The sequence below is a fragment of the Bradyrhizobium paxllaeri genome, from assembly GCF_001693515.2.
GTDB classification, from domain to species: Bacteria; Pseudomonadota; Alphaproteobacteria; order Rhizobiales; family Xanthobacteraceae; genus Bradyrhizobium; species Bradyrhizobium paxllaeri.
In genome coordinates this window covers 247,545-271,097 of sequence record NZ_CP042968.1, presented here as the reverse complement: position 1 = coordinate 271,097, position 23,553 = coordinate 247,545, and the positions used below count along the sequence as shown (strand labels likewise).

The window sequence follows — 23,553 nt, the reverse complement described above, 5'->3', positions numbered from 1 at the left end:
TTAGCGCCGGGCAGAAACTACCGCGAGTGATATAAAGGCTTGCAAGCTGGCGCACCGCAACAGCAGTCGCGTGCCAGGCGCCTTACGAATGCACTGCAGCATGACCGCCGCGCCCCTGATTTACGCCGCCCACCGGCCACGATTGTTTTCGGCGACAATGGGACGGATCAGCCGGCCAAAGCGCTCGGCCTCCTCGTCATGCAGATATCCGGACAGGCAGAACGAGTGGCAGCCGGCATCGATGAATTGCTGCAGCGTCTCGGCGCACTGGACGGGATTGCCGACGACGGCAATGCCGGCGCCGGGACGGACCTTTGTGATGCCGGTCCACAGATGCGGCAGCAGCAGGTCGCCATGCTCGCGGGCGAGCTGCTGCACACGCATGTTCGCTTCCGATTTGTTGTACAGCGTCTTCATTTCCTGCTTCTGCCGCTCGGTCGCGTGCCGCACCAGCTGGTCGGCGGCCTCCCAGGCATCCGCCTCGTTCTCACGACAGATCACCTGCAGCCGCATGCCAAAGCCGATATCGCTTTCGCGGTCGTGCGCGCGCGCCATCTCCCTGATCTCGGCGATGTTCGAGGCGATCTTTTCCGGCAGGTCGCCCCAGAACAGATGCACGTCGGAATGTTTGGCCGACAATTCCCAGGCCTGGCGCGAGCCGCCGCCGAGATAGAATTTTGGAAACGGCTGCTGCTGCGGCCGCGGCCGGATATGGGCGCCGGACAATTTGTGAAACTTTCCCTCGAAGTTTACCGGCCCGCGCGTGGTCCACAGTGCCTTGAGGATCGAGACTTCCTCCTCCATCAACTCATAGCGCGCTTCCTTCGGGTAGCGCACGCCCTCGCCTTCGACCTCGCTCTCGTTCTGGCCGGCGATCAGGTTGATGCAGATGCGCCCGCCCGACATCTGATCGAAGGTCGAGATCATCTTCGCCAGCAGCACGGGATTGATATAGCCCGGCCGCGCCGCGATCAGCGGCTTGATCGAGGATGAACGCGCCGCCATGAACGCGCCTGTGATCCAGGCTTCCCAGCACGTCGAGCCGACCGGGATCAGGAGATATTCGAAGCCGGCCTTTTCCGCCGCCTGCACCACGCGGTCGCACAGTTCGGGCGAGCCCGGAATCTGCGCGTCCATCAGGCCATAGGCGGTGGTGTCGCCATGCGTGGGCAGATACCAGCCAAATTCGAGTGGACGCATGAATGTTTCTCCCTGTCGATCCTTGTTGCTCGGTCGTTAGGCAGATGAGTTTAGCGGCTGATGAGCCTGGGGCAATCGGGTTCCCTTGCGGGGCGGTTTTCGATTCCAATCGCGTTCACGGCAAGATAAGTTCTCAGCCATGTCTCCAGTCTCGTTGCTTCTCAACATCATCTGGATCGTTCTCGGCGGCGCGTGGATGGCGTTCGGCTGGCTGGTCGCGTCCATCGTCATGGCGATCACGATCATCGGGATTCCCTGGGCGCGGGCCGCATTCAACATCGCGGCCTACACGCTGTTCCCGTTCGGTTTCACCGCGGTCTCGCGCGACGCCTATACCGGGCAGGAGGATATCGGCACCGGACCGCTCGGGGTGATCGGCAACATCATCTGGCTGGTGCTGGCGGGATGGTGGCTTGCGCTCGGGCATGTGATCACGGCAGTGTTGCTGGCCGTGACCATCATCGGCATTCCCTTTGCCTGGGCACACCTGAAGCTTGCCGGAATCGCACTGTGGCCGATCGGCAAGATCATCGTTCCCACGAACTAGCCTATGTCTATCCCGAGGCCGTCGCTTCCGCCGGCTTCAGCTGCTCGAATTCGGCGTCGCTGATCTCGGTCTGGGCCACCAGCACGCTGCAGCGCAGGCGCTTGACCAGATAGCTGCCGATCGAGCCGAACCAGCGCGCCAGCGCGCCCTGCGGGCGGTGGCCGACGACGACGAGATGCGCGCCGATTTCCTCGGCCACCTCGGCGATTTTCTGTCCGGCATCGCCGACCTCGAGCCGCGCGGTCGGGTTAAATCCCAACGCCTTCAGCCGCTCGGTGCCTTCGTTCAGGATGGCCTTGTAATCCTCGGTCTGCAGTTCGATCGGGATCGTGAGCCCGGCCTCGGGCGTCATGATCGAGGAAACCTCGACGACGGCGAGCAAAAAGACCTCGGAACGGCAGAGTTGTGCGAGCTTTGCGCCCTCCCGCAACGCACGCCGCCCCTCGACCGAGCCGTCATAGGCGAGAAGAACCTTCTTATACATCGGACGTCCCCATCCATGGTTCAACGCGCCAAGACTAGCACCAAATAATGGGAACGGATCGGAATTTTGCATCGAGAACGTGGTTATCGGCCGCCACCTTCGTCTCACCAACCCCGGCATGGGGCGTTGCCCCTGCCCGGCCAATCGGCTAAAGGAAGCCCCAACGCACCCGTAGCTCAGCTGGATAGAGCGTTGCCCTCCGAAGGCAAAGGTCACACGTTCGAATCGTGTCGGGTGCGCCAATTCCACCGAGACTACGGCCTGCTATGATAGGCTATGTGGGAAGAAGCCGTCCTCGTAGAGGGCGCGGTGTTCGATAGCGCGCGGCGCTCGCATTGGTGAACTGCCCCCTCGGCCCTCACTTCCGCCTACCCGTCGGCTCAAGCTATTCTGAAGAAGCTGGATGGAGATTTTTGCAGCATGGCTAAGCTCGTGTTCGGAATGAACCAGTCCCTGAACGGCTATGTCGATCATATGGCGTTTGCGCCAAGCCCCACGCTCTTCCGCCACTTCATCGAGGAGGCTCAGAGGCAGGCGGGCAGTGTGTACCGTCGCCAAATGTATGAGATCATGCGTTACTGGGACGACGATCATCCTGAATGGGGTGCGGAGGAACGCGCCTTTGCGGTGGCGTGGCGGAGCCAGCCGAAAAGGGTCGTCTCGCGCTCGCTGAAGTCGGTCGGCCCCAACGCCAGGCTTGTCGAGAATGATCTTGAAGGCGCGATCCGCGAGCTAAAGGCGGAGCACGACGGGGAGATCGAAGTTGCTGGCCCGGACCTGGCGCGAAGCCTCACTGAACTTGGCCTGATCGATGAGTATCGAATCTACCTGCACCCCGTCGTGCTTGGTCACGGCAAGCCATATTTCGCCGGACCCCGGCCGCCGCTCCGCCTTATGGCCAATGATCGGATTGGCGAGGACGTGATCAGGTTGACCTACGTTCCTGCTAGTTAACCCCGACGCTTAGCCCGCCGCGTCCTTGATTGCGGTTTCGAAGGTCTTTGCGTCGAAGGCCGGCATACTCTGAATCCGCCCGAGACCCTGGGTCGCGTACCAGACAGAGAACGCGAGCATCGCGCCCTCATTCGGGGCATCGACGATGTCGACGAAATCGTAGTAGCCCTGCGTGTAATGAATCGACTCGACCTTGATGCCCAGCTTGTCGAGTTTTGCCTTGGCCTTGCCGATCCGCTCCGATTGCTTGCTTGCCCACTCCGGGCTCAGATTACCAAGCAGCACATATTTCATGGCCACCTCCACGTGACGTTGATCAATGGCGCGAAGGACCGCACAATCATACGCCTTCCGACGACCCATGCCCATGCCGTTCTGCGTAGCGCGAACGGCGAGGCACGGGTTCCCCGGCCTGTATCTGGCCGGCAAACCCTACAGCCAGCGTCGTACCCGCGCGCAGTAGCGGCGATAGACGTCGCCGAACTTGCGCTCGAGATAGGCTTCCTCGCGGGCGATCACGCCGTAGCGGATGACGAGCGCGAAGGGCACCAGCGTCATCAGTAGCCAGAGGCTGTTGAAGGCAAGGGCCAGGCCGATGAGCCCCAGCACCATGCCGAGATAGATGGGATTGCGCGTGAAGCGGTAGGGGCCGGTGTCAACGATGGTCGTGCTCGGCAGGTTGGTGGGCACGTTCGAGCCGGCCCGGGTCATGGTCGAGATCGCCCATGCGAGCAGCGCCAGTGCAAGCGCAAACACGATCGCGCCGAGCCAGCCTGCCGGTAGCCCGGCCGGCAGGAATGGCAAGGGCATGAGCCAGTTGAGCGCGAACCCGGCAAGCACCGCGAGCGCCCATGCGATCGGCGGCCGGACAATGACGTTCGCAGTATCTGCCGTGTCGGCCATGGTGTGGCTTACGGGATCCTTGCCACAATTTCTGGCCGGTTTTTCTCAAGCCAGGCCACAGCCTCGGGTCCGTCGACGACGCACTCGAAGGTTTCCCAGGTTGGGTCCTCGAGGGATTCCGGTTTCAGTCGCTCGGCCGCATACTCCATGAGGTCATGCAAGGGTTCGTATCCTCGTCGGCGCTCGAGGGAATCGGCAATCGCCGTGCTGGCCCATCCGCGTCGGGCCAAATCGATAATGCTTGGCGCGTCAGCCTCGCTGAACCAGGGTGTGGCATCGAACTCGATGCAGCGGACATTATCGGCGGTATGGCACGTCGCGTGGATCATCGGATTCCTCCGTTCGCCGGCTGGCAGAGTTTCACATCGCGTCCTCTCGCGCGCCCTCAGGTTTTGACCAGGTCCCCCAGCAGGTTCGCCGCGACCGTCAGCTTGGCGAGCGTCAGGCCGCTGGCACCAATCTCCTCGACCGAGCGGCGGATGCGCGTCGCTTCGGGGTGAGCCGCGATCCAGGTCTCGACGGCCTGCTGGCCGGACTGTCCGGTTGCCAGCATATCCGCGGCCAGTCTTCTTTCGGCGCCAGCGATCTGCTCAACGGCGCGATCGATGGCCATCCGTTCGAAGTAATCGTTTGCCGGCATGCCGCGCGCGGCGGCGATAATGCGGTCGAGACGGAAGTTGGCCTCGGCGGCGAAGAAGGTCGCCGCCGCATCGCCGATGTCGCGCGTGGTGCGTTCCGCAACCGTCACGATATCGGGTGCCGAGACCAGAGCGTCGAGATCGGCAAGCTCGCCAGCGAGGCCGGACGGGACACCGGCGTCGGTGAGTTCTTGCCGTCGCTTGCCGCGCGCGGCCCGCAGGTCCGGCGGCAGGGTGGTATCGAGCCCGGCGACGATTTCGCGGATAGCAGGCCCGAAGCGCACGACGACAGCCTCCAGCCCGTCCCTGAAATCGACATTGCGGACGTACCAGGCCATGCGGGAGAGCAGCAGGTCCTGCACGGAAGCGTAGAGGGACAGCTGTAGCTGCCCGTCGATGTGGGTATCGAGTGCATCGATCGCGTCATTGAGCCACTTCAGTCCGAAGCATTCATCGACCGCCACGTAGGCCATGACGATGGTCGGGATATCGGCGTCCGTCTCGTCGATCAGGCGCACCACGGAGGCCGGGCCGCCGCGGTTGATCACCGCATTGGCGAGGCAAGTTGCAATGATCTCCCGCCGCAGGCGATGGAATTCGACCGCTGTCGGAAATTTGTCCTGCAACTCGCGCGGGAAATACTGGGATAGTTCGCGGGCAAGATAGGGGTCATCGGGCACGCTGGTGGCGAGCAGGTCATCGTAAAGGGTCAGCTTGGCGTAGGCGAGCAACACGGCAAGCTCGGGCCGCGTCAGGGACTGGCCGCGCCGTGTGCGCTCGGTGAGCGCTGCGTCGTCGGGCAGGAACTCCACCGCGCGACTGAGCAGGCCGCGCTGCTCCAGCGACTGCATCAGGCGGGTGAGGAAGCCGGTCTCGGCCAGGCCCTTGCGTTCGGCCAGCGAGAGCGCCAGCGTCTGCAGATAATTGTTGCGCAGCACCAGCACGCCGACCTCGTCGGTCATCGCGGCAAGCAGGCTGTTGCGCTCGGTGGGGCTGAGCCGCCCCTCGCGCTCGAGGCGCGCCAGCGCGATCTTGATATTGACCTCGACGTCGGACGTGTTCACGCCGGCCGAATTGTCTATTGCGTCGGTGTTGAGCTTGACGCCCTTCTGCGCCGCTTCAATACGGCCGCGCTGGGTGACGCCGAGATTGGCGCCCTCGCCGATCACCCGGGCGCGCACGTCGCCGCCCGTAATGCGGATCGGATCATTGGCGCGGTCGCCGGCCTGATCGTCGCTTTCCCCGGAGGAGCGAACATAGGTGCCGATCCCGCCAAACCACAAGAGATCCGCGCGCGCCTTCAGGATCGCCGTCATCACCTCGAAAGGCGTGGCTTGCGGCTTGTCGAGATCGAGCAGGGTACGCACTTCCGGCGCGAGCGGGATCGCCTTGAGCTGGCGCGAGAACACGCCGCCGCCTTCCGAGATCAGCGACTTGTTGTAGTCCTGCCAGCTCGATCGCGGCAGGTCGAACAGGCGCTTGCGCTCAGCAAAGCTTACGGAAGGATCAGGCGCGGGATCGATGAAGATGTCGCGATGATCGAAAGCCGCCACAAGCCTTGTCGCCGGCGAGAGCAGCATACCATTGCCGAAAACGTCGCCGGACATGTCGCCGACGCCGACCGCGGTGAACGGCATGGTCTGAATGTCGGTGCCGAGCTCGCGGAAGTGGCGCTTGACCGCCTCCCAGGCGCCGCGCGCGGTGATCCCCATCTTCTTGTGGTCGTAGCCCTGGCTGCCGCCGGAAGCGAAGGCATCGCCGAGCCAATGGTTCTTCTCGACCGAGATCGCGTTGGCGGTGTCGGAGAAGGTGGCGGTGCCCTTGTCGGCGGCGACGACGAGATAGGGATCGTCGCCGTCATGGCGTACGACGGATTCGGGCGGCACGACGATGTCGCCGTCGAGATTGTCGGTGAGTTCGAGCAGCGAGCGAACGAAGATGCGATAGGCTTCGGTGCCTTCCGCGAGCCAGGCTTCGCGATTGGAAGGCGGCGGCAGCCGCTTGGGCACGAAGCCGCCCTTGGCGCCGACCGGCACGATCACGGCGTTCTTGACCTGCTGCGCCTTCACGAGGCCCAGGATCTCGGTGCGGAAATCCTGCGGCCGGTCGGACCAGCGCAAGCCACCGCGCGCAACCTTGCCGAACCGCAGGTGAATACCTTCGACCCGGGGTGAATAGACGAAGATCTCGTAGAGAGGTCGTGGCGCCGGCAGGTCGTCGATCCGCCGCGCGTCGAACTTGAAGGAGATCACCGGACGCGGATGTCCGTTCTCGCCGATCTGCCACAGATTGGTGCGGATGGTTGCCTGCACCAGATTGGTGAAGCGCCGCAGGATGCGGTCTTCATCGAGCGAGGCGACGGATTTGAGCTGCTCCTCGATCTCGGCAAGCAGGGCCGTCTCGCGCGCCGCGCGCTCGGCATCCGTCAAGGCGAGGCGTGGATCGAGGCGGGTCTGGAACAGCGCGACGAGGGTGGCCGTGATCGCGGCGTTCTTGCGCGAGGTCTCCCACATGTAGTCCTGAGTGAACGGAGCCCGGATCTGGTGCAGGTAGCGCGACAGCGCCCGGATCGCCGAGACTTCCCGCCAGCCGAGTGCCGTGCGCAGGATCAGGGCATTGTACCCGTCCGATTCGGCGCGATCGGCGACAACAGCCATGATCGAGGCTTCCAGGCGATGGCTGAATTCCGGGGTGATCTCGATTGGCTGGCTGTCGCTGGTCTCGATCGTCATGTCGTGCAGCCAGACCGGCGCTGGCCTGGTACCGGGCACGATCTGATAGGTGCGTTCATTGACCACGCGAAGGCCGTGATTTTCGATCACCGGAACACGGTAGGACAGCGATAGCGGTGCGGCGTCCGAGAACACCTTAAGGCCGAAGCGCCTGGGATCGTTCTCGCCCTCGACGCGGTGAACCGAAATTGTCACCGGCCGGGCTGGCGTGAGCTTTTCGACGGTCGCGATATCGGCGATCGCCTGTTCCGCGCCGAACACCTCGGTATAGCCGCCGCTAAAGGCCTGGGCGTATCGGTTGGTGAGCATGCGCGCCCGCATGCCATCGGTCGACGCCGTGAGCGCGGCCTTCAGCCTGTCGGCCCAGGTCGCGGCAATGGCGCTGATCCCGGCCTCGAGCGTGGCACGCTCGATGACGGGAGTTCTGCCTTCATAGCGGCCGATGATGTAGTGGACGCGCGCAAGCGCCCCTTCAGGGAATGATACGTAGGAGGCGGACAATGTCCCCTTGTAGGCCTGCGCCAGAAAGGCACCGACGCGGGTGCGGACCTCGGTGTCGTATTTATCGCGCGGAATGAAGGTGAGGACGGAGACGAAGCGATCGAACTTGTCCACCCGCGCCAGCGCCCGGACGCGGGGGCGCTCATAGAGGATCAGGATCTCGATGACGAAATTGTTGAGCGTGTCGATGTCGATCTGGAACAGTTCGTCACGCGGATACTCTTCGAGAATATGCATGAGCGCTTTGCCGGAATGGCCGCTCGGGTCGAAGCCCGCGCGCTGGAGCACCCCCGAAACCTTGTGGCGGACATAAGGGATCTGCCGTACCGAGCGGGTATAGGCGCCTGAGGTGAAAAGGCCGACGACGCGCAATTCGCCCTCGAGCCGGCCGTCGGGCGTATAGAGCTTGATGCCTACATAATCCATCCGGATGCGGCGATGGACGCGGCTGGAGACGTTGGCCTTGATGACGATCAGCAGGGTCGGCTCGCGCATGAAGTCGCGAATTTCCGGCGTCATCACCACCATGTCGTTGCCGCGGCGCAGGACCTTCACGTCGGGATCGCGCAGGATGCCGAGGCCTTCGCCGGTTGTCATCTCGTCGAGCGCATCGCTGTCGGGCGAGAAGCGATATTCGCGAACGCCGAGGAAGGTGAAATTGTCTGCACAGAGCCATTGCAGGAACTGGTTGGCTTCGGCGAGTTCGTCGATCGGCAGCGGCGGAGGATTGGACGAGAAAGTCTTGATCGCTTCCTCGACGCGATCGCGCATGGCGCGCCAGTCGGTGACGCAGGCGCGGACGTCGCTCAATGTCCTGGTGAGGCCGTCGATCAGCTTCTTTTGATCGGCATCGGCGTCCAGGCGGGTGATGTGGAGATGAATCAGGCTTTCGCGCGTGCCCTTTGCGCCCTCGGGCAATACTTCGCCGTAGAAGCGCAGCAGCTTGCCCTGGTCATCGCGCTCCACGGCGATGATCGGGTGAGCGACGAGGGTGACTTCGATGCCCTGCTCGGTGAGCTCCGCCATGGTGGAGTCGAACAGGAAAGGCATGTTGTCATTGAGAATTTCGAGCACGGAAATCTCGCGCCCGTCCGGCATCATCGGGTTGACGATGCGGATATCGGCGCTGCCGGCCGTGCGCCGCTGCACGTGTTCCCAGGCCTGCTCCGCCAAGAGCGCAAGCGAGGCGGCATCGTAATTCGCGAGGTCCTCGGTATTGGTGTAGCCGAACAACGGTTCGGCAAAGGCCCGGGGGCTCTTGCCCGGCTGAACGTTACCTGCGGCATCGCGGATGAGAGTTGCCCGGGCCTTGTCGTCACGCCAAGCCATGATGACCTCCATTGCCGCGCCGTCCGACCGCCGCCGCGATCATCAGCTGATCCTGTAGTACATCTCTTCGAACGCCACGATCGAGTGCGTACGCGAATCCTCAGTCTCGAGCTGTCGCCGGCTGCCGCCGACAATACTACGATCGCCGAGCGAAAGGCGCACGCTGTCGTGAGGCGTGGTGAAATTCCCTACGGGTGAGCGTGAGGCCGAAGTCGGCGCCGACGGCCGCCGGACTATGGGACGGAAAAATCACAAGCAATTTCAATTGTGTATGACGCCAACAGCTTTGATTTGATGGATCCATAATCCCAGCCGCCAGCGTCCGGATTGGACGGGCCGGTTATATTGAAGGCGCATCCGGTCGCCTTGGACGGTCGCTTCGTGTTCGTCGCCGTCCTCTAGGGTTGCGGGATGTCTTTCTGCTTGAGCCATTCGCGCATCTCGCCGATCTCTCGCCTCTGGGCATCGATGATCTCGCGAGCAAGGTGCTGGTTTCGAGCATCCTTGCCGAATTTCAGGACGATCTCGGCCATGTCGATCGCGCCTTGATGGTGAGGGATCATGCCGAGCACAAAGGCCTGGTCGGGATCGACATTGGCGATGCCTTGCATCATGGGGCCATGCATGCGGTCCATGGCGGTGCGATAGGCCGCCTCGGCCGTCGCCGCTGATAATGCCGCCGTCGCGGTGGCGCCGTGCATGCTGTGCGGATGCTCGGGGTTCGGCGTGTGCGTCAGTCGCTCGCCGGCCGACGCCCCGGTATTTCCTTCGATGCCGTAAATCGCGATGTGCAGTCCCCAATATCCCGCTACGAAAATGACGAGCGCTGCCGCAAGTCCTGCCGGGACGCCGACCAGCCTGCGCTTGACGGCAGGCAGGAAATGCACCTCCCTTGTATGATCGGCCGCAATGGCGACGATGATCGCCATGATGAGCGCGTGGCCGATCAGGTCGGTGCGGCCGAACGGATAGACGGCTGCGTTGAAGATGACGAAGAGAGCGATGGCCGACAGCCGGCGGACCAGCGGCGTCCAGATCAGGCCGAATCCCATCGTGAACTCGGCGACGCCGGCCATTGGAATGAAGACGTCGCGCGGCATGCCGAAAGTCAGGAAGGGTTTTTCCTCCACGAGCGGATAGAACCAGTCGGGATAGGCGAACTTTTCGAGGCTCGACCACATCAGCGCGATGGCGACGCCCCAACGCAGCGCCTCGAAGCGATGCTTGCGCCATTCCGGATTGGACGATGCCTCCAGCACCAGATAGGCGGCGACGCCGACGCCGAGCGCGAGGTAGTCGAGCAGATGAAAGACATCGTAGTCGCGCAGTGCCAGCAGCCACAGGCCGATGATGCCGAGAGCCGCAAGCGGCTGCGTCTTGCGAGAAAAAATCAGTCCCGCAATGAGAAGCTGCACCCATGATACCCATTCGGCAGGTGTCTTGAGATCGGGTGTCAGGTAGACGCCGCCGACTGCGAAGATCGCTACGAAGAAGGCGGCGACGACCACGCGCACGAAGTCATCGAGGCGCTTCCAGAGCGGGTCGGTGATCCGGTCCATGCCGCGCAGGATCGTTTCACCCGCGCTCGACTTCTCAATCGCTCGTGTCACCAGGAAAAACACCAGTACCAGCGCGATGCCGGTCCAGAACCACAGATTGGTGAGCGTGGCCGCAATCGGCTGCGGCGGTGCACCGACGATGTAGGGCGCAAACCATTTCACATGCGCTTGCGCGGGTGCTGAGGCCGCTATCAGCGCGAGCGTGGTCAGACCCAGCAGTCGAGCCGGGAAACGAGTCAGAGCGGGATGTTTCAATTTTCTTCTCCTCGGAAGCGAGGCCCTTTACGAGTGAATGCAATCCGATTGTGTACCGGCGTGAACGATAAGCAGACCGGTACCGAATGAGATAGCTGCTTTTGCCGGATGTGGAGACGCGGAGCCCGAAACCAGGGAGCTTGTCACCCAGGATGACTTAATCTTTCTTACGCAATTCGACAGCGTCAATCATTCTCTTGGTGAGCTACCCACGACGCTTCTCCCGCGTCATAATCCTCTGTCGCGGAAGAGTTGGAAAGAAATCAGGCCATGCCGCAGGACCCGTCAGGGCCGAACGCATTTCAGTTTTTATTAACGATTGCACTGGCATAGCGCGCGATAGCGTGCCCCATCGAATTTGGTCGAATGGCCGTCTAACTTGCCCCGAAGGTAAAGATCACACGTTCGAAGCGTGCAGGGGTGCGCCAGAATTTTGAGCATTTCTTAATTTGTCGCGGCTGCCTACCCGAGATCGGTCAACCCCCGATGCATCGACGGCGCAAAGCCGAATGCGGGGCTGTGAATGCGGTTGCCATCGCTCAGGTTAGCTCAACCGATCAAGTCACCCGCCTGGGACGGCGAAGGCGGACCAACTGCTCGTTGATCTTGCCCGACGCCGCCGCATTCTCCTGAGGCGCGCTCCTTTCCCCGGAGCGCCCGCCGTCAGTTGACGGCGTAGCTGGCGGAGTGGGCCGGCGTATGACCTGATGCCACGTGACAGAAAGCCTCATAATAAGCTTCCAGCTCGGCAACGGCGCGATGCTCCCACTCGCTGGCCTGCGCCAGCAGGGAACAGCTGTGCAGCGGCCGGTAGGCCGCGGTTTGGCGGCACAGCGATGCAATCGTGCGATATCGGCGAACGTTTTCCATGATGGCCAGGCCGTTCATATCAGGATCTCCCCATTCCTTTTCCCTGAGACGAACTTGCGGCAGAACGATTTTCGATTGGTTAGCGCGGCCGGGAGAGCGCGCGCGTGGTTTCGGAACTGTTGACGGCGGACGAGCAGCGAGCGGACACCGAGCGACCTCCCGGAAGCTTACGGCTCCGCGCGAGACGCCTGCGCCGAGATCGAAGGACTGCTGCTTGAGCAAATGACATCCTGCGAACGACCATCCGCCGAAAGAAGTGAAGAACTGCTTCCCTCGTGCGCGACAGCGGGGATCAACAAAGTGCAAGCACAGTAAGCCAGTCCAATGCCGAGAAGCGACGCGGACAAGACCGCGGCAACGGACGGCAAGCCAACTGATCTTACTTGCGACGACGGTCGCGCCGTGCCCGAGTTAGCGAGCGACACTTGGCTTGAGCTGGACACGGGTCAGTATTCCCCATGAAGAATGACGGTTCGAAGATCGGCCGTCGCTTTCAGCGGCGGCGCATTGTTTCAAGCCTCTTCTCAGCTGCACGCTGTTCGGTGCGAGGCGGCGCGGACACGCTAATGGTGCTTGTGCGAGACACCATTGACACCACTGACGGCGGCTCCGGCGTTTTCCTCGATGTTGTAGATGATGTCGACAGGCCCGGCCTTCTCGAACACCAGCGTGCCCTTCACCTTCTGGCCAACCTGGAACGGCTCCTTGAGCCCCATCAGGAGGATGCGATAGGCACCGGGCTTGAGCTCCACGGTCTTGCCGGGCTTGATCTCGATGCCGTTGGCGACAGGGCGCGTCTTCGCCATGCCGTCGACATCGACCATCTCGTGCACCTCGATCTGGCTCGCCACCGGCGACGTGCCGCCGATCAGGCGGTCCGTCGTCTTTCCCTTGTTGGTGATGGTGAGATAGCCGCCCGCGATGTTGGCATCCTTCGGCGTCGGGCGCGACCAGGGATGACCGATGTCGATTGCGCCGACCTTGTATTCGTGCGCGCCGGCGGCGCCTGCGATGAGCAAAGTTGCGGCGATGAAAATGGCCGCGGTGACAAACACAAAGATATCCCTGACGACGGTTGTCATAATGTCCTACTCCGATACGCGCTGGACGGAGGGACGTGTAGAGAAACATTCAGACGCGATTACGGCTGGTGCTCGCCGTGATTGAGGCTGCCGCCGGACGTGATTGCGGCTACCGCTACGTCTACGTTGAACGCGAAAATTCAGGACGCACAACCGGCGAGCAGGCCACGCCGCTTTCGCCATGTGCCCAACACGCGACAGCCACACGGATGCCGCGCCCGCGATGACGTCTTCGTTTTTCCGCTTCGCTTCCGTCGCCAGCAAGTCGCGCTTCTCGCACGATCCAGTCAATCTGGCGCCCGATTGCGATGACTAATCGCAACACAGTAAGTGTAAGGGGGCGTATGTGTGTGCGTATCTTAGACGGCCCGCGGCCGGCATCTTTTTATCCATGATATTGTTTCTCGTTGCGCCCGCCGAAGCGCATCATCCCGGCGGCGGCGGCAATACCGGTAGCGGCGGCCCCATCAACACCATCTCGGCCGACACGCTTGCCGAAGGGATGTTCGCTGCATCCATCCGCTACGAGTTTATCCGGCTGGGTCAGCTCAACGATACCGATCTGATCGCCGCAGCAAACAGGGGCACCCACGCGCATTCGCTCCGCTCGCTCGACGCCATCTCGCTTTCGGTCGCCTACGGCATCACGAATGACCTGACGGTCGCCGTTCGCGCCTCCGGCGTGCGCCGCTCGGATATCCGCGAGGTCGGCGAGGACATGCTGAGCGGCGGCCATATGGGCATGATGAATGCGAACGACATGAGCAGCCTGATGAGTCCTGACGGCGTCAACCGGCGTGGCAACTCGGCAGGCTTCGGCGACGTCACCATGCTCGGGCAGTATCGTTTCCACAGCAACGCGCAGACCGGAACATCGGCCGCCGTGCTGTTCGGCTTCAAGGCGCCGACCGGCAGCACCAGCCAGCGCGACGCCTTCGGCCAGCTCTTCCAGGCCGAGTTTCAGCCGGGCTCGGGCTCATGGGACGGACTGATCGGCGCCGCTTTCACCAAGCGCGCGGGTCGCTGGTCGTTCGACGTGAGCGGCCTATATTATCTGATCACCAACGGCACGCAGATTACCAATCTCGGCGACCGCTTTCTGTTCGGCGGCGCGGTGTCGTATCGCCTGGTCGGCGCCACCGGCTCGGCGAAGGAGATCGAGCTGCACGAGTACTGCATGCAGCCGCGCAACCAGCTGCAGGAGCACTGCCTCTATCACGCCAATCACGACCACAGCGACATGAAGAAGACGCCCTACACGCTCGATCTCGTGCTGGAGCTCAATGGCGAGTGGCACGACAAGCAGCGCATCGCCGGCATTCCCGATCCCAATTCGGGCGGCACCACCGTCTATCTCTCGCCCGGCGTGCGCGTCGGCGTCGATCGCTTCTCGGGCTTCGTGTCCGTCGGCGTGCCGGTCATCAACCAGCACAACGGGGTTCAGTCCAAGCCGGATTTTCGCGTGCTTACGGGAATCGGCGCGCGGCTTAATTGACGCCTGTGGTTGACCGGCCATCGCTGGCCGGGCATGACGGGAAATGCTGCGCGCGCCCTTAGGCCGCGCGGATGTTGCCGAGGAATTTCCCGGTTTCGGTTTCGAGCTGCTCGGACTGCGAGGTCAGTTGCGCGGCGGCATTCAGGACGAGGGTGGCGGCAGCATCGACCTTGCTCGAGGCTTCGCGCACGCCCGTGATGTTATGCATTACCTCCTGGGCGCCCTGCGCCGCCTGCTGCACGCTGCGGGCAATCTCGTTGGTCGCAGCGCCCTGCTCTTCGACGGCGGCCGCAATGGAGCCTGTGATTTCGTTCATTTGCCCGATCGTGGTGCCGATCTCGCGGATTGCGTTGACGGTCGAGCCGGTCGCATCGCGAATTTCCTGGATCTGACTGGTGATTTCGTCCGTAGCCTTGGCCGTCTGCGACGACAGCGCCTTGACCTCGTTGGCCACGACGGCAAACCCCCTGCCAGCCTCGCCGGCCCGGGCGGCCTCGATGGTCGCGTTCAATGCCAGCAAATTGGTCTGCCCCGCGATGGTCTGGATCAGCGCCATGACCTCGCCGATCTTCTGCGAGGCCTCGACGAGCCGGCCGACCATCGCTTCGGTCCGGTTAGCCTGCCCCACCGCATTCTGGGCAATGGACGAAGACTGGGTGACCTGCCGCGCGATCTCCTGGATCGACGACGACAGCTCTTCCGCCGACGCTGCAACGGTCTGGACGTTCGACGCCGTCTGCTCGGCGGCGGCCGCGACCTTCGCGCTCTGACCCGTCGTCCCCACCGCGATCGTCGACATCGAGGAGGCCGAATTCTGCAACTCGTCGGCGGCGGTGGCGGTGCCGCGGATCACGCCACCGATGCTGCGCTCGAAATCGTCGGCGATGCGGGACAGAACCGCCTGCCGCTCCTCGGCCGAGCGCGACTTCATCGCTTCCTGCTCGGTGCGGAGTTGTGTGGTTTCGACCAGATGATCCTTGAAGACCTGGAGGCTGCGCGCGATCCGGCCGATTTCATTGGTCCGGTCGACGAATGGCACGTCGGCCGCAAGGTTGCCCTTGGCCAGTTCATCCATCGCCGCGCAGGTCTTGTTGAGCGGAACGACCAGGCCGCGGCCGAGCCAGAACGCAACCAGCGCCGCGAGGGTCAGGCCGGCGAGGCCCGCGATTCCGGCCCACATCATCCGGCTGAAGACCACGGCGTCGATATCGTCGACATAGGCGCCCGCCTGCAGCGCGAGAAGCTTGTCGCCCGCGCCAAAAGACCCGACATAGGAGACCTTGCGAAGTTCGGCGCCACCGGCCGACCGGGGTGCCAGATATTCGACAAAGCCGCCGCCGGCGCGCGCGGTACGCACGATGTCCTGGATCAAGAGCTTGCCGCTCTTGTCCTTGAACTCCCAGCGATTGACGTTGATGTATTTTGGATTGGCGTGCACATAGGTGACGCCGGCATCGGAGCTTCCCGTGCCATAGACGCCGATATAGTCGGAGTACTCGCCCCAGCGCATGGCGCTGATCGAGGCAAACGCTGCCTGGCGCGCCTGGTCCGGGCTGATCCGGCCGGCCTTGGCCTCGCCTTCGTAGGTGGCGAGAATCTTCGTCGCGGCCTCGACCAGATTGCGGACGGTGGTGCGCCGCTCGTCCAGCACCGCGTCGCGCAACACCAGGATCTGCAGGGCGGAGACGGCAAAGAGCACGATTGTCAGCGCCGCAATGATCATCGCAAAACGCTGGTAGACGGTGAGGTTACGCATGCCGTTTCTCTTCCTGTTGGTTGAGAACTCGTACCAATACAACGTTAATCGACTGTTATCGGGTTGCGCGGACGGCCCACAGCGTTCGATTGCGAGAATCGGCGCTTGAAATGACGGCGGCGCGGCGACACAATGGCGCCCATCCTTCAAACGTAATGCGCCAATGATCCCCGCACCGCGCGGACGGCATGGTGCGCTAAGAGTGACCCATAATGGCTGAAGCCGATCTCGACGTTCTCATCCGGCAAATCGCAAAGACGCAGAACAAAAACCTGATGGCCGCCGTCAAGAAGCGGCGCGACCAGATCATGGCCCGCGCGGCCAAGGCCAAGGACAAGGAGACGCGGGACCAGTTCCGGTTGATCGCCAGGAGCACAATGGAGCTCGGCACGGCCGCGGCAAAGCGGCTGCAAAACTCGGCGGCAATCACCGCCGACAGCTACGCGCGGGCAATCCGGAATGCGGCCGAGGAGGCGGCGGCAGCTGCGAAGAAGCCCGCAAAAAAGGCCGCAAAGACGAAAGAGGCCTAGCCGCCCTCGACGCCCAGCAACTTTTTCAGCTTCTGCACCGCGCTGTCAGGGGTGGTGAGGACCGGCCGCCCCGTCGCCCTGGCGACCTCGTCCGCCGCCGGCGCGAGGCTGTATTGGGCGAGCGCGATCAGGTCGCAGTCGCGCAAATCCCTTGACGCGTCCACGACCAGCCGGTCGTGGGTGGCGCGGTCGCCGCGATCGAGCGCGGCCATCGCGCCTTCCGCCAGTTTCGGCACCAGTTCGATCGACGGCGGAAACTCCGGCGGCATCGAGACCAGCGTCGGTGGAAACGTCGACAGCAATCCGACCTTCTTACCCCGCGCGACCACCTGCTCGATCATCGCCTCGTTCGGCTTGAGCACCGGCATCGGGGCGTGGGCACGCGCGACCGCCTCGATGCAGGGGCCGAACGCCGAGCAGGTGAACAGGATCGCGTCAGACCCGGTGCCGGCCGCATAGCGCCCAAGCCGGAGAAAACGTTCGGTCATGGCGTCGGTGAGCCCGCCGTCACGCGCCAGATCGGCCGACAGGCTGTCGTCGAGCAGGTTCATCAGGCGCGCCTCCGGCCAGAGCCTGGCGAAGGAAGCCTCGATCGGGACGATCGAATGTTTCAGGGCGTGGATCAGGGTGATGCGCATGCGCGACAGTCTGGCTGCGGCGCGGCCGGTGTCAACCCGGCCTGCCGCAACGCGCTTGCTGCTTACGCTGCCTTGATGCGGGCGAGGAAGCGGCCGACCTCGTTGCTGAGCGCCTCCGACTCTGCCGCGAGGCCGTCGGAGGATTCCAGAACGTCGGACGCCGTCTCGCCGGTCTGGTTGGCCGCATTCGAGACGCCGACGATGTTGTTTGAGACATTCTGCGTGCCGGAGGCGGCCTGCTGGATGTTGCGGGCGATCTCCGCCGTCGCCGCGCCCTGCTCTTCGACCGCGGCAGCGACTGTGGTGGCGATCTCCGACATCTTGTCGATGATCTGACCGATGCCCTTGATGGTATCGACCGCTTCCTGGGTCGAGCCCTGAATGGCGGAGACCTGCGCGGTGATGCCTTCGGTAGCGCGCGCCGTTTGCGTGGCAAGGCTCTTGACCTCGGAGGCAACGACGGCAAAGCCCTTGCCGGCCTCGCCGGCGCGCGCGGCCTCGATGGTCGCATTAAGCGCCAACAGGTTGGTCTGCGCTGCAATCGTGTTGATCAGGCCGACCACTTCGCCGATGCGATTGGCCGCGTTGGCAAGCTCGGTGACCGTGACTTCGCTCTTCGCCACCTGCTCCACCGCCTGGGCCGCGATCCGGGTGGATTCGCCGACCTGCCGGGAAATCTCGCTGATCGAGCTCGAAAGCTCTTCGGTGGCGGATGCCACGGTCTGGACATTGGCGGCAGCCTGCTCGGAAGCCGATGCGACGGCGCCGGTCTGTTCCTTGGCCTGCGCGGCGACCTGTGACATCTTTTCCGCCGACCCCTTCATGCGCGAGGCGGCATTGGACACCGCGGCCAGCGCGCTGGTCGCACCGTCATTGAACTCGCGCGTCAACTGGTCGATCAACGCGGCCTGCCGCTGCTTCGCCTCCTGCTCGGCGGCCTTTTCGGCCGCGGCGGCGTTGGCCTGCACGATGCCTTCGCGGAACACCGACAGCGCTTCCGCCATCTGGCCGATCTCATCGCCACCACGCCTGGTGTCGACTTCGGCGGCGAGGTCACCGCCGGCGAGCCGCGTCATGGTCTTCTCCAGGCCGACCAGACGCGCCACCAGATTACGGCCGATATAGAACCAGACGAACAAGGCGGCGCCGGCGACGCTGATCGCCGCGATCATCAGCATCACGGAGGTGCCAAAACCGATGGCCTCGTCGGAACGGTCGGTGGCTTCCTTGGTCTTGTTGGTGACGGCCTTGACCTGCGCGGTGACTTCCTTTGCAAGGTCGCCGGTCAAGCCGCGCGTCTCGTCCAGCAGCTTTTGACCGAGCTGACTGGCAGCGAGCTCCTTGCGGCGCGCCTCGAAGATCGTCTCGCCCGAGCCGAGCTTCAGCCAGGCTTCCCCCGCTTTGGGCAGGCCCTCGGTCGGTTGCAGGGTGTTGACGATATCGAGCTTCTCCTCGACCTTGGCCGACATCGCCTTGAAGTTCTTTTCCAGCGCCGTGACGCTGTCGGCATTCGGCGCGACCGCCGCGCGGTCCAGGAGACTCGATGCCAGATTGACGAAGCCGACCAGGTCGGCAAAGCCCTGTGACACCGGCACCTGGGTCGAAACCAGCTTGAGCAGCGTCATCATGGTCTGGTTGGCGTCACCGCCAAGGGTCATCGACACCATGGTGATATCAGCCTGGGCCTTTTCGCCGGCCGGCAACAGCACGTCATTGAGCTTGGTCTGGGTGTTCTGGGCCGCCTTCACGATCTCTTCGCCGCGGGCGCTGAGCTTGAGGCGATCGTCAACCGCCCCGTCAAGCGCGGCGAGCTTGGTGTTCATTGCCGCAATCAGCTTCTTCAGCCGATCGATCGCGTCGCGATCGGATTGGGTGCGAGCGATCTCGTCGAGTCGCCTGGCGATGCCTTCCTGACGCGCCTTCAGCGCGGTCATTTCCTGTTGCCGCTGCGCCTGCGATTTTGCCGCCAGCAAGGTCGGGGCGGAGCCGGCCAGCGCCTGGGTATCCGTCTGCAATCCCAGCGTTTCGACGATCTCCGGAATGTTGCGACCAGCGACACCGTGGAAGAGATCGCGAACCTGCGAGAACATCAGCCAGGCGGCGGCGCCGGCGATCACGGTGGTTCCCGATACCGCGGCGAAAGCGAAGAAAAGCTTGGCCCGGATGCCGAGTTTGCGAGCTGATGTCACAGTCTGTTTCCTCAATTCTTGAGTGCGGCTTGTTATTACTTGGTGGCAACCTTGTATTGCTGGATCAATTCGCGGGCGCGGGTGTAGAGCCGCTCGCCGTCAATGCCGAGCTTCGCCATGTTGGCCTTCCACTCGACCACAGCCGGCGCGGTCACCCGCTGCAGTTCGGCGCGCTGCCCGTCGCTGAAGGCCAGCGCCGTGAAGCGCGGATCGCTCTGCAGCTTCTTCTTGGTGACGGCTTCCTGCGCCTCGCGGATGCGCGCGCTGCCCATCGCGATGTCGGAAGAGTGTTTTTCGATAATCTTCTTCAGATCGGCCGGCATCGATTCCCACGCGGCGCGGTTCATGACGATCATCAGCGCCGGCGCGGCCAGCCGCGCGTCGATCACGACCTTCAACTGGTCGGCCAGAAACTTTCCAGCCGCGCCCTTGGTGGTGGTCGTGGAATCCCAGCCATAGGCGATGGCATCGACATAGCCGCTGGCGATGGTGTCGCCGATCATGTTGAGGGGAATGCCGAGCGGGACCGCGCCGAGCTTGGCCAGCGCCACGCCGACGGTCGTGCTCGGCGTGCGCATGCGCAGGCCGCGGAAATCCTTCACCGACTGGATCTTCTTGCCGGTCGTGAAGATCGGATAAGGCGGTAGAACATAAAGACCAAGGACCTTCACCGAGGCATAGTCCTTGTCGAGCAAGCCTTCCTTGTACAGCGACATCATCGCGGAAGTGCCCGAGATCGAATTATCGAACATGAAGGGCAGTTCCATCACCGACGACTGCGGGAAGCGGCCGGGATGATATCCCTGCACGGTTGCCGCCATCTCGATGGCGCCCTTCTCGACCATGGTGAACAGTTCGGCGGGCTTGCCGTAACCGCCAAGCGGCTTCAGCGCCACTTCAATGCGCCCGCCGGACTCCTCCTCGACCGCCTTTGCAAACGGCAGCAGGACCTGTTCATAGGCCGGCGTGTTTTCGGTATTGATCGAGCCGAAGCGCAACACCACTTCCGCTGATGACGCGGGCGTGGAGAAAATGGCGACGAGACCAAGCAGGCCTGTGGCCGCGGATGGCATCCTGGTGCGGGAGAACATTCTGTTTCCTTGGTCACCGGCAGTTGTCGAGTTTCAGCTCGCAGCACCTGTCGGTCGCATGGGCGGGTCCTTGACGGCGGCAACGATAGCTTTGGCCCATTAATCGCGGGTAAACCCTGCCTTGCGCAGCTTCCGTGCAAATACGGATACCGTCCCGCCGAGCGGAATGACGATCATCATTCTTTCCAAGACATGCCAGTGTGACGACGACGAGCGCGTGGTCAGCGCCGCCGATTGAATCGATTGCCGACGACGATGAGCGCCGCGCGCGGATGCACGAGACGGCGGAACGAGGTCGGCAATTCCTGCGCGCGGAAAATCGCTGGTCGTCTCGACGCGCTACACTTTCACCAGGCTTTCAAAGCCGCCATAGATCATCCGCTTGCCGTCAAACGGCGGCTTTGATTTGGGATCCATCATCTCGCCGAGCCGCGGATCCTTCATCACCTTGGAGTTGATCTTGTCGCGCTGGGCGCGCGACTTGTAGGTGATCCAGGCGAACACGACGGTTTCGCCGGGTTTCAGCTTTACGCTGCGCGGAAACGACGTGAGCTTGCCGACCTTGACGTCATCGGCGACCCACTCGCGGTAGTCCAGCGCACCGTATTCGCGCCAGATCTTGCCGCACTTCTTCGACAAGCGGGTATAGGCCTCGAGATTTTTCTTCGGCACGGCAACGATGAAGCCATCCACGTAAGGCATGCGGGATTCCTTTTCACATTCTCGGCGTCATTGCGAGGAGCGAAGCGACGAAGCAATCCATCTATCCACTCTGCCACGACATGGATTGCTTCTCTTCGCTCGCAATGACGGTCAGGCGCGATCAGCTATGACAACAAGATGCCTGAACCTGCGACGGCTGGTATTGGTCACGTAGCCGCACCCAGTCCATCGGATAGGGCAGCCCCTCCTCGTGTCGCCCGAGCGGCGTCAGATCGAGATAGTGGTAGGCGGCGTTCATCATGTCGAGGCCGCGCGCGAAGCAGGAATAGGTGTGGAAGATGTTCCCTGCTTCATCGCGATAGAACACGCTGATTCCGGGCGCTTCCTCGCCTCCGAACGGCGTAGTTCCATAATTGTAGTTGCTGCCCGCCGCGATCTGCTCCTGTGTGAACGACACGCCGTAATCGTAATTGAATTCGTTGCCGCCGGACGACAGCCAGTCGAAGGTCCAGCCCATCCGCTGCTTGAATGCGGCGAGCTTTGGCAGCGGCGCGCGCGAGATCGCAACCATCGTGGTGTCGCGGGCGGCCAGGTGCGGGATCATGCGCTCGAACCCGTCGGCCCAGAACGAACAGCTCTTGCAGGCCTCGTTCCAGTCGGGTGCGAACATCAGGTGCTGCACCACGAGCTGACTGCGTCCCTTGAAGAGATCGCCGAACGACACCTTGCCGTCGGGGCCGTCGAACGAATAGTTCTTCTCGACCCTGACCCAGGGCAGCGCACGACGCTCCTCGTTCAGGCGCTCGCGCGCCTTGGTGTATTCCTTCTCATGCGCGAGATGGGTTTGACGGGCGGCGATCCATTCCTCGCGAGAGACAATGCTGTGCGGCTGCATGGGCGGCCTCCTTAAGCAAGATGCGTTTCGAGCTTGGCGAGGAGTTCCGTCCATCCGCGCTCGTGGCTGTCGCGCGCTTTCTCATCGACGAACTGCGCATGATTGAAGACGAGCAGCGTGCCGCGGCCTTCCGGCTTGATCGAAATTGTCACCAGCGATTCCCGCTCCGGCGTCGAATGCCACGCCCAGCTAAACACCAGCCGCTGGTTCGGCACGACCTCGCGATAGACGCCGCCGACTTCGTTATAATTGCCGTTGGCATTGAAGCTGATGCGGTAGCGGCCGCCGACGCGCAGGTCGCTGTCGGCCTTCACGGAGCCCTCCTCTACCGAGGCCGGCCCGAACCATTGCACTAGCTTTTCCGGGTCGGCCCACGCGGCGTAGACCTTTTCGGGCGCCGCGTTGAGCCGGCGCGTGAGCGTGAGACTGGGCCGCGCGGCGAGCTCGGCGTCGCTGATGGTATCGTGCTTGGCAAGGCTTGACTGGGTGGCCATGGATCTTCCTCCACAAAAGCGGCAAGGCGGTCGAGAGCGTCGGACCAGAAGCGCTGGTAGCGATTGAGCCATTCCATCGCCTGCTCCATCGGCTGCGCGGTCAGCTGGCACGCGACCGTGCGGCCGGTCTTCTCGCGCGCGATCAGGCCGGCGTCCGACAGCACATCGAGATGCTTCATGATCGCGGGCAGCGACATCGAAAACGGCTGCGCCAGTTCGCTGATCGACAGACTTTCGCGATCCCCCAGCCGCGCCAGCAGCGCACGACGGGTCGGATCGGACAGCGCGGCAAAGGTGCGGTCCAGAATGTCTTCCTGATACTTAACCATATGGTTTAGTATAGACACAAACAAAACGCCGTCAAGCCGGCGTCTGCATCACGGATTCGAGAGGCGGCAACCAGATGCACAAATGGCCGGATCATCCGGGCTTCTTGAGCTGGATGATCCGGCCATGTTGCGGAAGCGAAGCGCGATCAATAGTCCCGATAAACCCGCATCCGCCGCTGCTGTCCGTAGGCTACGCGCGGATTGATGTTGCAATAGAGGGCGCGGCCCGAGGCCGACGCCATGCATTGCCCATAGGTCGCGTAGGAGCAGTCACCGGGGACGCCGATGCCCCTGCCCTGCAGGCAGTAGGGATAATCATAGGCTGCCACCGGCGAGCTGCCTGCCACCGTGGCAACTGTCGCCGCCGACAGCGCCAAGATCGCTAACATTGCACTGCGCATCTTAGATCTCCTCACGTT

The 23,553-nt window shown here is 63.0% G+C and carries 22 protein-coding genes and 1 tRNA gene; 5 read left to right on the top strand and 18 right to left on the bottom strand.

Going from position 1 to position 23,553, the window contains the following annotated elements; genetic code table 11:
• Positions 1-120 precede the first annotated feature (120 nt).
• Positions 121-1,200 (bottom strand): LLM class flavin-dependent oxidoreductase, encoded by a 1,080-nt coding sequence (locus tag LMTR21_RS01290; RefSeq protein WP_065750447.1) that lies wholly within the window; start codon positions 1,198-1,200, stop codon positions 121-123.
• Between the two features lie 139 nt (positions 1,201-1,339).
• Here LMTR21_RS01290 and LMTR21_RS01285 point away from each other — a divergent pair, with 139 nt between their 5' ends.
• Positions 1,340-1,747 (top strand): YccF domain-containing protein, encoded by a 408-nt coding sequence (locus LMTR21_RS01285; protein ID WP_065750446.1) that lies wholly within the window; start codon positions 1,340-1,342, stop codon positions 1,745-1,747.
• Between the two features lie 7 nt (positions 1,748-1,754).
• Here the strand turns inward: LMTR21_RS01285 and LMTR21_RS01280 are convergent, their stop codons facing one another.
• On the bottom strand, positions 1,755-2,231 hold the full coding sequence (locus LMTR21_RS01280) for a universal stress protein (protein ID WP_065750445.1): 477 nt from the start codon (positions 2,229-2,231) through the stop codon (positions 1,755-1,757).
• 165 nt (positions 2,232-2,396) lie between these two features.
• On the opposite strand from LMTR21_RS01280, the gene LMTR21_RS01275 reads away from it, so the two are divergent.
• Positions 2,397-2,473, top strand: a tRNA-Arg gene (locus LMTR21_RS01275).
• 178 nt (positions 2,474-2,651) lie between these two features.
• On the top strand, positions 2,652-3,185 hold the full coding sequence (locus LMTR21_RS01270; protein WP_065750444.1) for a dihydrofolate reductase family protein: 534 nt from the start codon (positions 2,652-2,654) through the stop codon (positions 3,183-3,185).
• 9 nt (positions 3,186-3,194) lie between these two features.
• Here LMTR21_RS01270 and LMTR21_RS01265 read toward each other — a convergent pair whose 3' ends face one another.
• The 7 genes from LMTR21_RS01265 to LMTR21_RS01230 form a co-directional block, all read right to left on the bottom strand.
• Positions 3,195-3,554: a GYD domain-containing protein gene (locus tag LMTR21_RS01265; RefSeq protein WP_246175001.1), complete on the bottom strand. Its 360-nt coding sequence runs from the start codon at positions 3,552-3,554 to the stop codon at positions 3,195-3,197.
• A gap of 63 nt (positions 3,555-3,617) precedes the next feature.
• Positions 3,618-4,088: a methyltransferase family protein gene (locus LMTR21_RS01260; RefSeq protein ID WP_065750442.1), complete on the bottom strand. Its 471-nt coding sequence runs from the start codon at positions 4,086-4,088 to the stop codon at positions 3,618-3,620.
• Between the two features lie 8 nt (positions 4,089-4,096).
• Positions 4,097-4,417, bottom strand: coding sequence for a hypothetical protein (locus tag LMTR21_RS01255; RefSeq protein WP_065750441.1), 321 nt, complete (start codon positions 4,415-4,417; stop codon positions 4,097-4,099).
• A 56-nt stretch (positions 4,418-4,473) separates the two neighbouring features.
• Positions 4,474-9,300 carry an NAD-glutamate dehydrogenase gene (locus LMTR21_RS01250; protein ID WP_065750440.1) on the bottom strand — a complete coding sequence of 1,609 codons (4,827 nt, stop codon included), beginning with the start codon at positions 9,298-9,300 and terminating at the stop codon, positions 4,474-4,476.
• Positions 9,301-9,686: 386 nt separating this feature from the next.
• The gene (gene copM / locus LMTR21_RS01245; RefSeq protein ID WP_246175000.1) at positions 9,687-11,102 is read right to left on the bottom strand and encodes a CopM family metallochaperone; all 1,416 of its coding nucleotides are present in this window, start codon (positions 11,100-11,102) and stop codon (positions 9,687-9,689) included.
• A gap of 663 nt (positions 11,103-11,765) precedes the next feature.
• Complete coding sequence (locus tag LMTR21_RS01235; RefSeq protein WP_065750439.1) at positions 11,766-11,990, bottom strand: hypothetical protein; 225 nt, start codon at positions 11,988-11,990, stop codon at positions 11,766-11,768.
• A gap of 545 nt (positions 11,991-12,535) precedes the next feature.
• Positions 12,536-13,054, bottom strand: coding sequence for a copper chaperone PCu(A)C (locus LMTR21_RS01230; RefSeq protein ID WP_065750438.1), 519 nt, complete (start codon positions 13,052-13,054; stop codon positions 12,536-12,538).
• A gap of 391 nt (positions 13,055-13,445) precedes the next feature.
• On the opposite strand from LMTR21_RS01230, the gene LMTR21_RS01225 reads away from it, so the two are divergent.
• Positions 13,446-14,549 carry a transporter gene (locus LMTR21_RS01225; RefSeq protein ID WP_065750437.1) on the top strand — a complete coding sequence of 368 codons (1,104 nt, stop codon included), beginning with the start codon at positions 13,446-13,448 and terminating at the stop codon, positions 14,547-14,549.
• A gap of 58 nt (positions 14,550-14,607) precedes the next feature.
• Here the strand turns inward: LMTR21_RS01225 and LMTR21_RS01220 are convergent, their stop codons facing one another.
• Positions 14,608-16,305 (bottom strand): methyl-accepting chemotaxis protein, encoded by a 1,698-nt coding sequence (locus tag LMTR21_RS01220; protein ID WP_065750436.1) that lies wholly within the window; start codon positions 16,303-16,305, stop codon positions 14,608-14,610.
• A 212-nt stretch (positions 16,306-16,517) separates the two neighbouring features.
• Here LMTR21_RS01220 and LMTR21_RS01215 point away from each other — a divergent pair, with 212 nt between their 5' ends.
• Positions 16,518-16,835: a hypothetical protein gene (locus LMTR21_RS01215; RefSeq protein ID WP_065750435.1), complete on the top strand. Its 318-nt coding sequence runs from the start codon at positions 16,518-16,520 to the stop codon at positions 16,833-16,835.
• Here the strand turns inward: LMTR21_RS01215 and LMTR21_RS01210 are convergent.
• The 8 genes from LMTR21_RS01210 to LMTR21_RS01175 form a co-directional block, all read right to left on the bottom strand.
• Entirely contained in the window at positions 16,832-17,473 is a 642-nt protein-coding gene (locus LMTR21_RS01210) for an arylsulfatase (protein ID WP_065750434.1), read from the bottom strand. The genes LMTR21_RS01215 and LMTR21_RS01210 overlap by 4 nt on opposite strands.
• Positions 17,474-17,535: 62 nt before the next feature.
• The gene (locus LMTR21_RS01205; RefSeq protein WP_065750433.1) at positions 17,536-19,662 is read right to left on the bottom strand and encodes a methyl-accepting chemotaxis protein; all 2,127 of its coding nucleotides are present in this window, start codon (positions 19,660-19,662) and stop codon (positions 17,536-17,538) included.
• Between the two features lie 35 nt (positions 19,663-19,697).
• A complete protein-coding gene (gene dctP, locus LMTR21_RS01200; protein ID WP_065750432.1) occupies positions 19,698-20,753 on the bottom strand; it encodes a TRAP transporter substrate-binding protein DctP in 1,056 nt (351 codons plus the stop codon).
• A gap of 339 nt (positions 20,754-21,092) precedes the next feature.
• On the bottom strand, positions 21,093-21,455 hold the full coding sequence (locus LMTR21_RS01195; protein ID WP_065750431.1) for a DUF1428 domain-containing protein: 363 nt from the start codon (positions 21,453-21,455) through the stop codon (positions 21,093-21,095).
• 121 nt (positions 21,456-21,576) lie between these two features.
• Positions 21,577-22,311, bottom strand: a complete 735-nt coding sequence (locus tag LMTR21_RS01190; RefSeq protein WP_065750430.1) for a DUF899 domain-containing protein — start codon at positions 22,309-22,311, stop codon at positions 21,577-21,579.
• An 11-nt stretch (positions 22,312-22,322) separates the two neighbouring features.
• Entirely contained in the window at positions 22,323-22,769 is a 447-nt protein-coding gene (locus LMTR21_RS01185; RefSeq protein ID WP_084030385.1) for an SRPBCC family protein, read from the bottom strand.
• Positions 22,664-23,134: an ArsR/SmtB family transcription factor gene (locus tag LMTR21_RS01180; protein ID WP_065750428.1), complete on the bottom strand. Its 471-nt coding sequence runs from the start codon at positions 23,132-23,134 to the stop codon at positions 22,664-22,666. Before LMTR21_RS01180 ends, LMTR21_RS01185 begins: the two co-directional genes overlap by 106 nt.
• 146 nt (positions 23,135-23,280) lie before the next feature.
• Complete coding sequence (locus tag LMTR21_RS01175) at positions 23,281-23,535, bottom strand: DUF3551 domain-containing protein (RefSeq protein ID WP_065750427.1); 255 nt, start codon at positions 23,533-23,535, stop codon at positions 23,281-23,283.
• Positions 23,536-23,553 lie beyond the last annotated feature (18 nt).

What these genes read in the sequence shown, in the direction of transcription:
- LMTR21_RS01290 (WP_065750447.1), bottom strand. Translation starts at nt 1,200, where the DNA reads ATGCGTCCACTCGAATTTGGCTGGTATCTGCCCACGCATGGCGACACC.
- LMTR21_RS01285 (WP_065750446.1), top strand. Translation starts at nt 1,340, where the DNA reads ATGTCTCCAGTCTCGTTGCTTCTCAACATCATCTGGATCGTTCTCGGC.
- LMTR21_RS01280 (WP_065750445.1), bottom strand. Translation starts at nt 2,231, where the DNA reads ATGTATAAGAAGGTTCTTCTCGCCTATGACGGCTCGGTCGAGGGGCGG.
- LMTR21_RS01270 (WP_065750444.1), top strand. Translation starts at nt 2,652, where the DNA reads ATGGCTAAGCTCGTGTTCGGAATGAACCAGTCCCTGAACGGCTATGTC.
- LMTR21_RS01265 (WP_246175001.1), bottom strand. Translation starts at nt 3,554, where the DNA reads ATGGGCATGGGTCGTCGGAAGGCGTATGATTGTGCGGTCCTTCGCGCC.
- LMTR21_RS01260 (WP_065750442.1), bottom strand. Translation starts at nt 4,088, where the DNA reads ATGGCCGACACGGCAGATACTGCGAACGTCATTGTCCGGCCGCCGATC.
- LMTR21_RS01255 (WP_065750441.1), bottom strand. Translation starts at nt 4,417, where the DNA reads ATGATCCACGCGACGTGCCATACCGCCGATAATGTCCGCTGCATCGAG.
- LMTR21_RS01250 (WP_065750440.1), bottom strand. Translation starts at nt 9,300, where the DNA reads ATGGAGGTCATCATGGCTTGGCGTGACGACAAGGCCCGGGCAACTCTC.
- LMTR21_RS01235 (WP_065750439.1), bottom strand. Translation starts at nt 11,990, where the DNA reads ATGAACGGCCTGGCCATCATGGAAAACGTTCGCCGATATCGCACGATT.
- LMTR21_RS01230 (WP_065750438.1), bottom strand. Translation starts at nt 13,054, where the DNA reads ATGACAACCGTCGTCAGGGATATCTTTGTGTTTGTCACCGCGGCCATT.
- LMTR21_RS01225 (WP_065750437.1), top strand. Translation starts at nt 13,446, where the DNA reads ATGATATTGTTTCTCGTTGCGCCCGCCGAAGCGCATCATCCCGGCGGC.
- LMTR21_RS01220 (WP_065750436.1), bottom strand. Translation starts at nt 16,305, where the DNA reads ATGCGTAACCTCACCGTCTACCAGCGTTTTGCGATGATCATTGCGGCG.
- LMTR21_RS01215 (WP_065750435.1), top strand. Translation starts at nt 16,518, where the DNA reads ATGGCTGAAGCCGATCTCGACGTTCTCATCCGGCAAATCGCAAAGACG.
- LMTR21_RS01210 (WP_065750434.1), bottom strand. Translation starts at nt 17,473, where the DNA reads ATGCGCATCACCCTGATCCACGCCCTGAAACATTCGATCGTCCCGATC.
- dctP (WP_065750432.1), bottom strand. Translation starts at nt 20,753, where the DNA reads ATGTTCTCCCGCACCAGGATGCCATCCGCGGCCACAGGCCTGCTTGGT.
- LMTR21_RS01195 (WP_065750431.1), bottom strand. Translation starts at nt 21,455, where the DNA reads ATGCCTTACGTGGATGGCTTCATCGTTGCCGTGCCGAAGAAAAATCTC.
- LMTR21_RS01190 (WP_065750430.1), bottom strand. Translation starts at nt 22,311, where the DNA reads ATGCAGCCGCACAGCATTGTCTCTCGCGAGGAATGGATCGCCGCCCGT.
- LMTR21_RS01180 (WP_065750428.1), bottom strand. Translation starts at nt 23,134, where the DNA reads ATGGTTAAGTATCAGGAAGACATTCTGGACCGCACCTTTGCCGCGCTG.
- LMTR21_RS01175 (WP_065750427.1), bottom strand. Translation starts at nt 23,535, where the DNA reads ATGCGCAGTGCAATGTTAGCGATCTTGGCGCTGTCGGCGGCGACAGTT.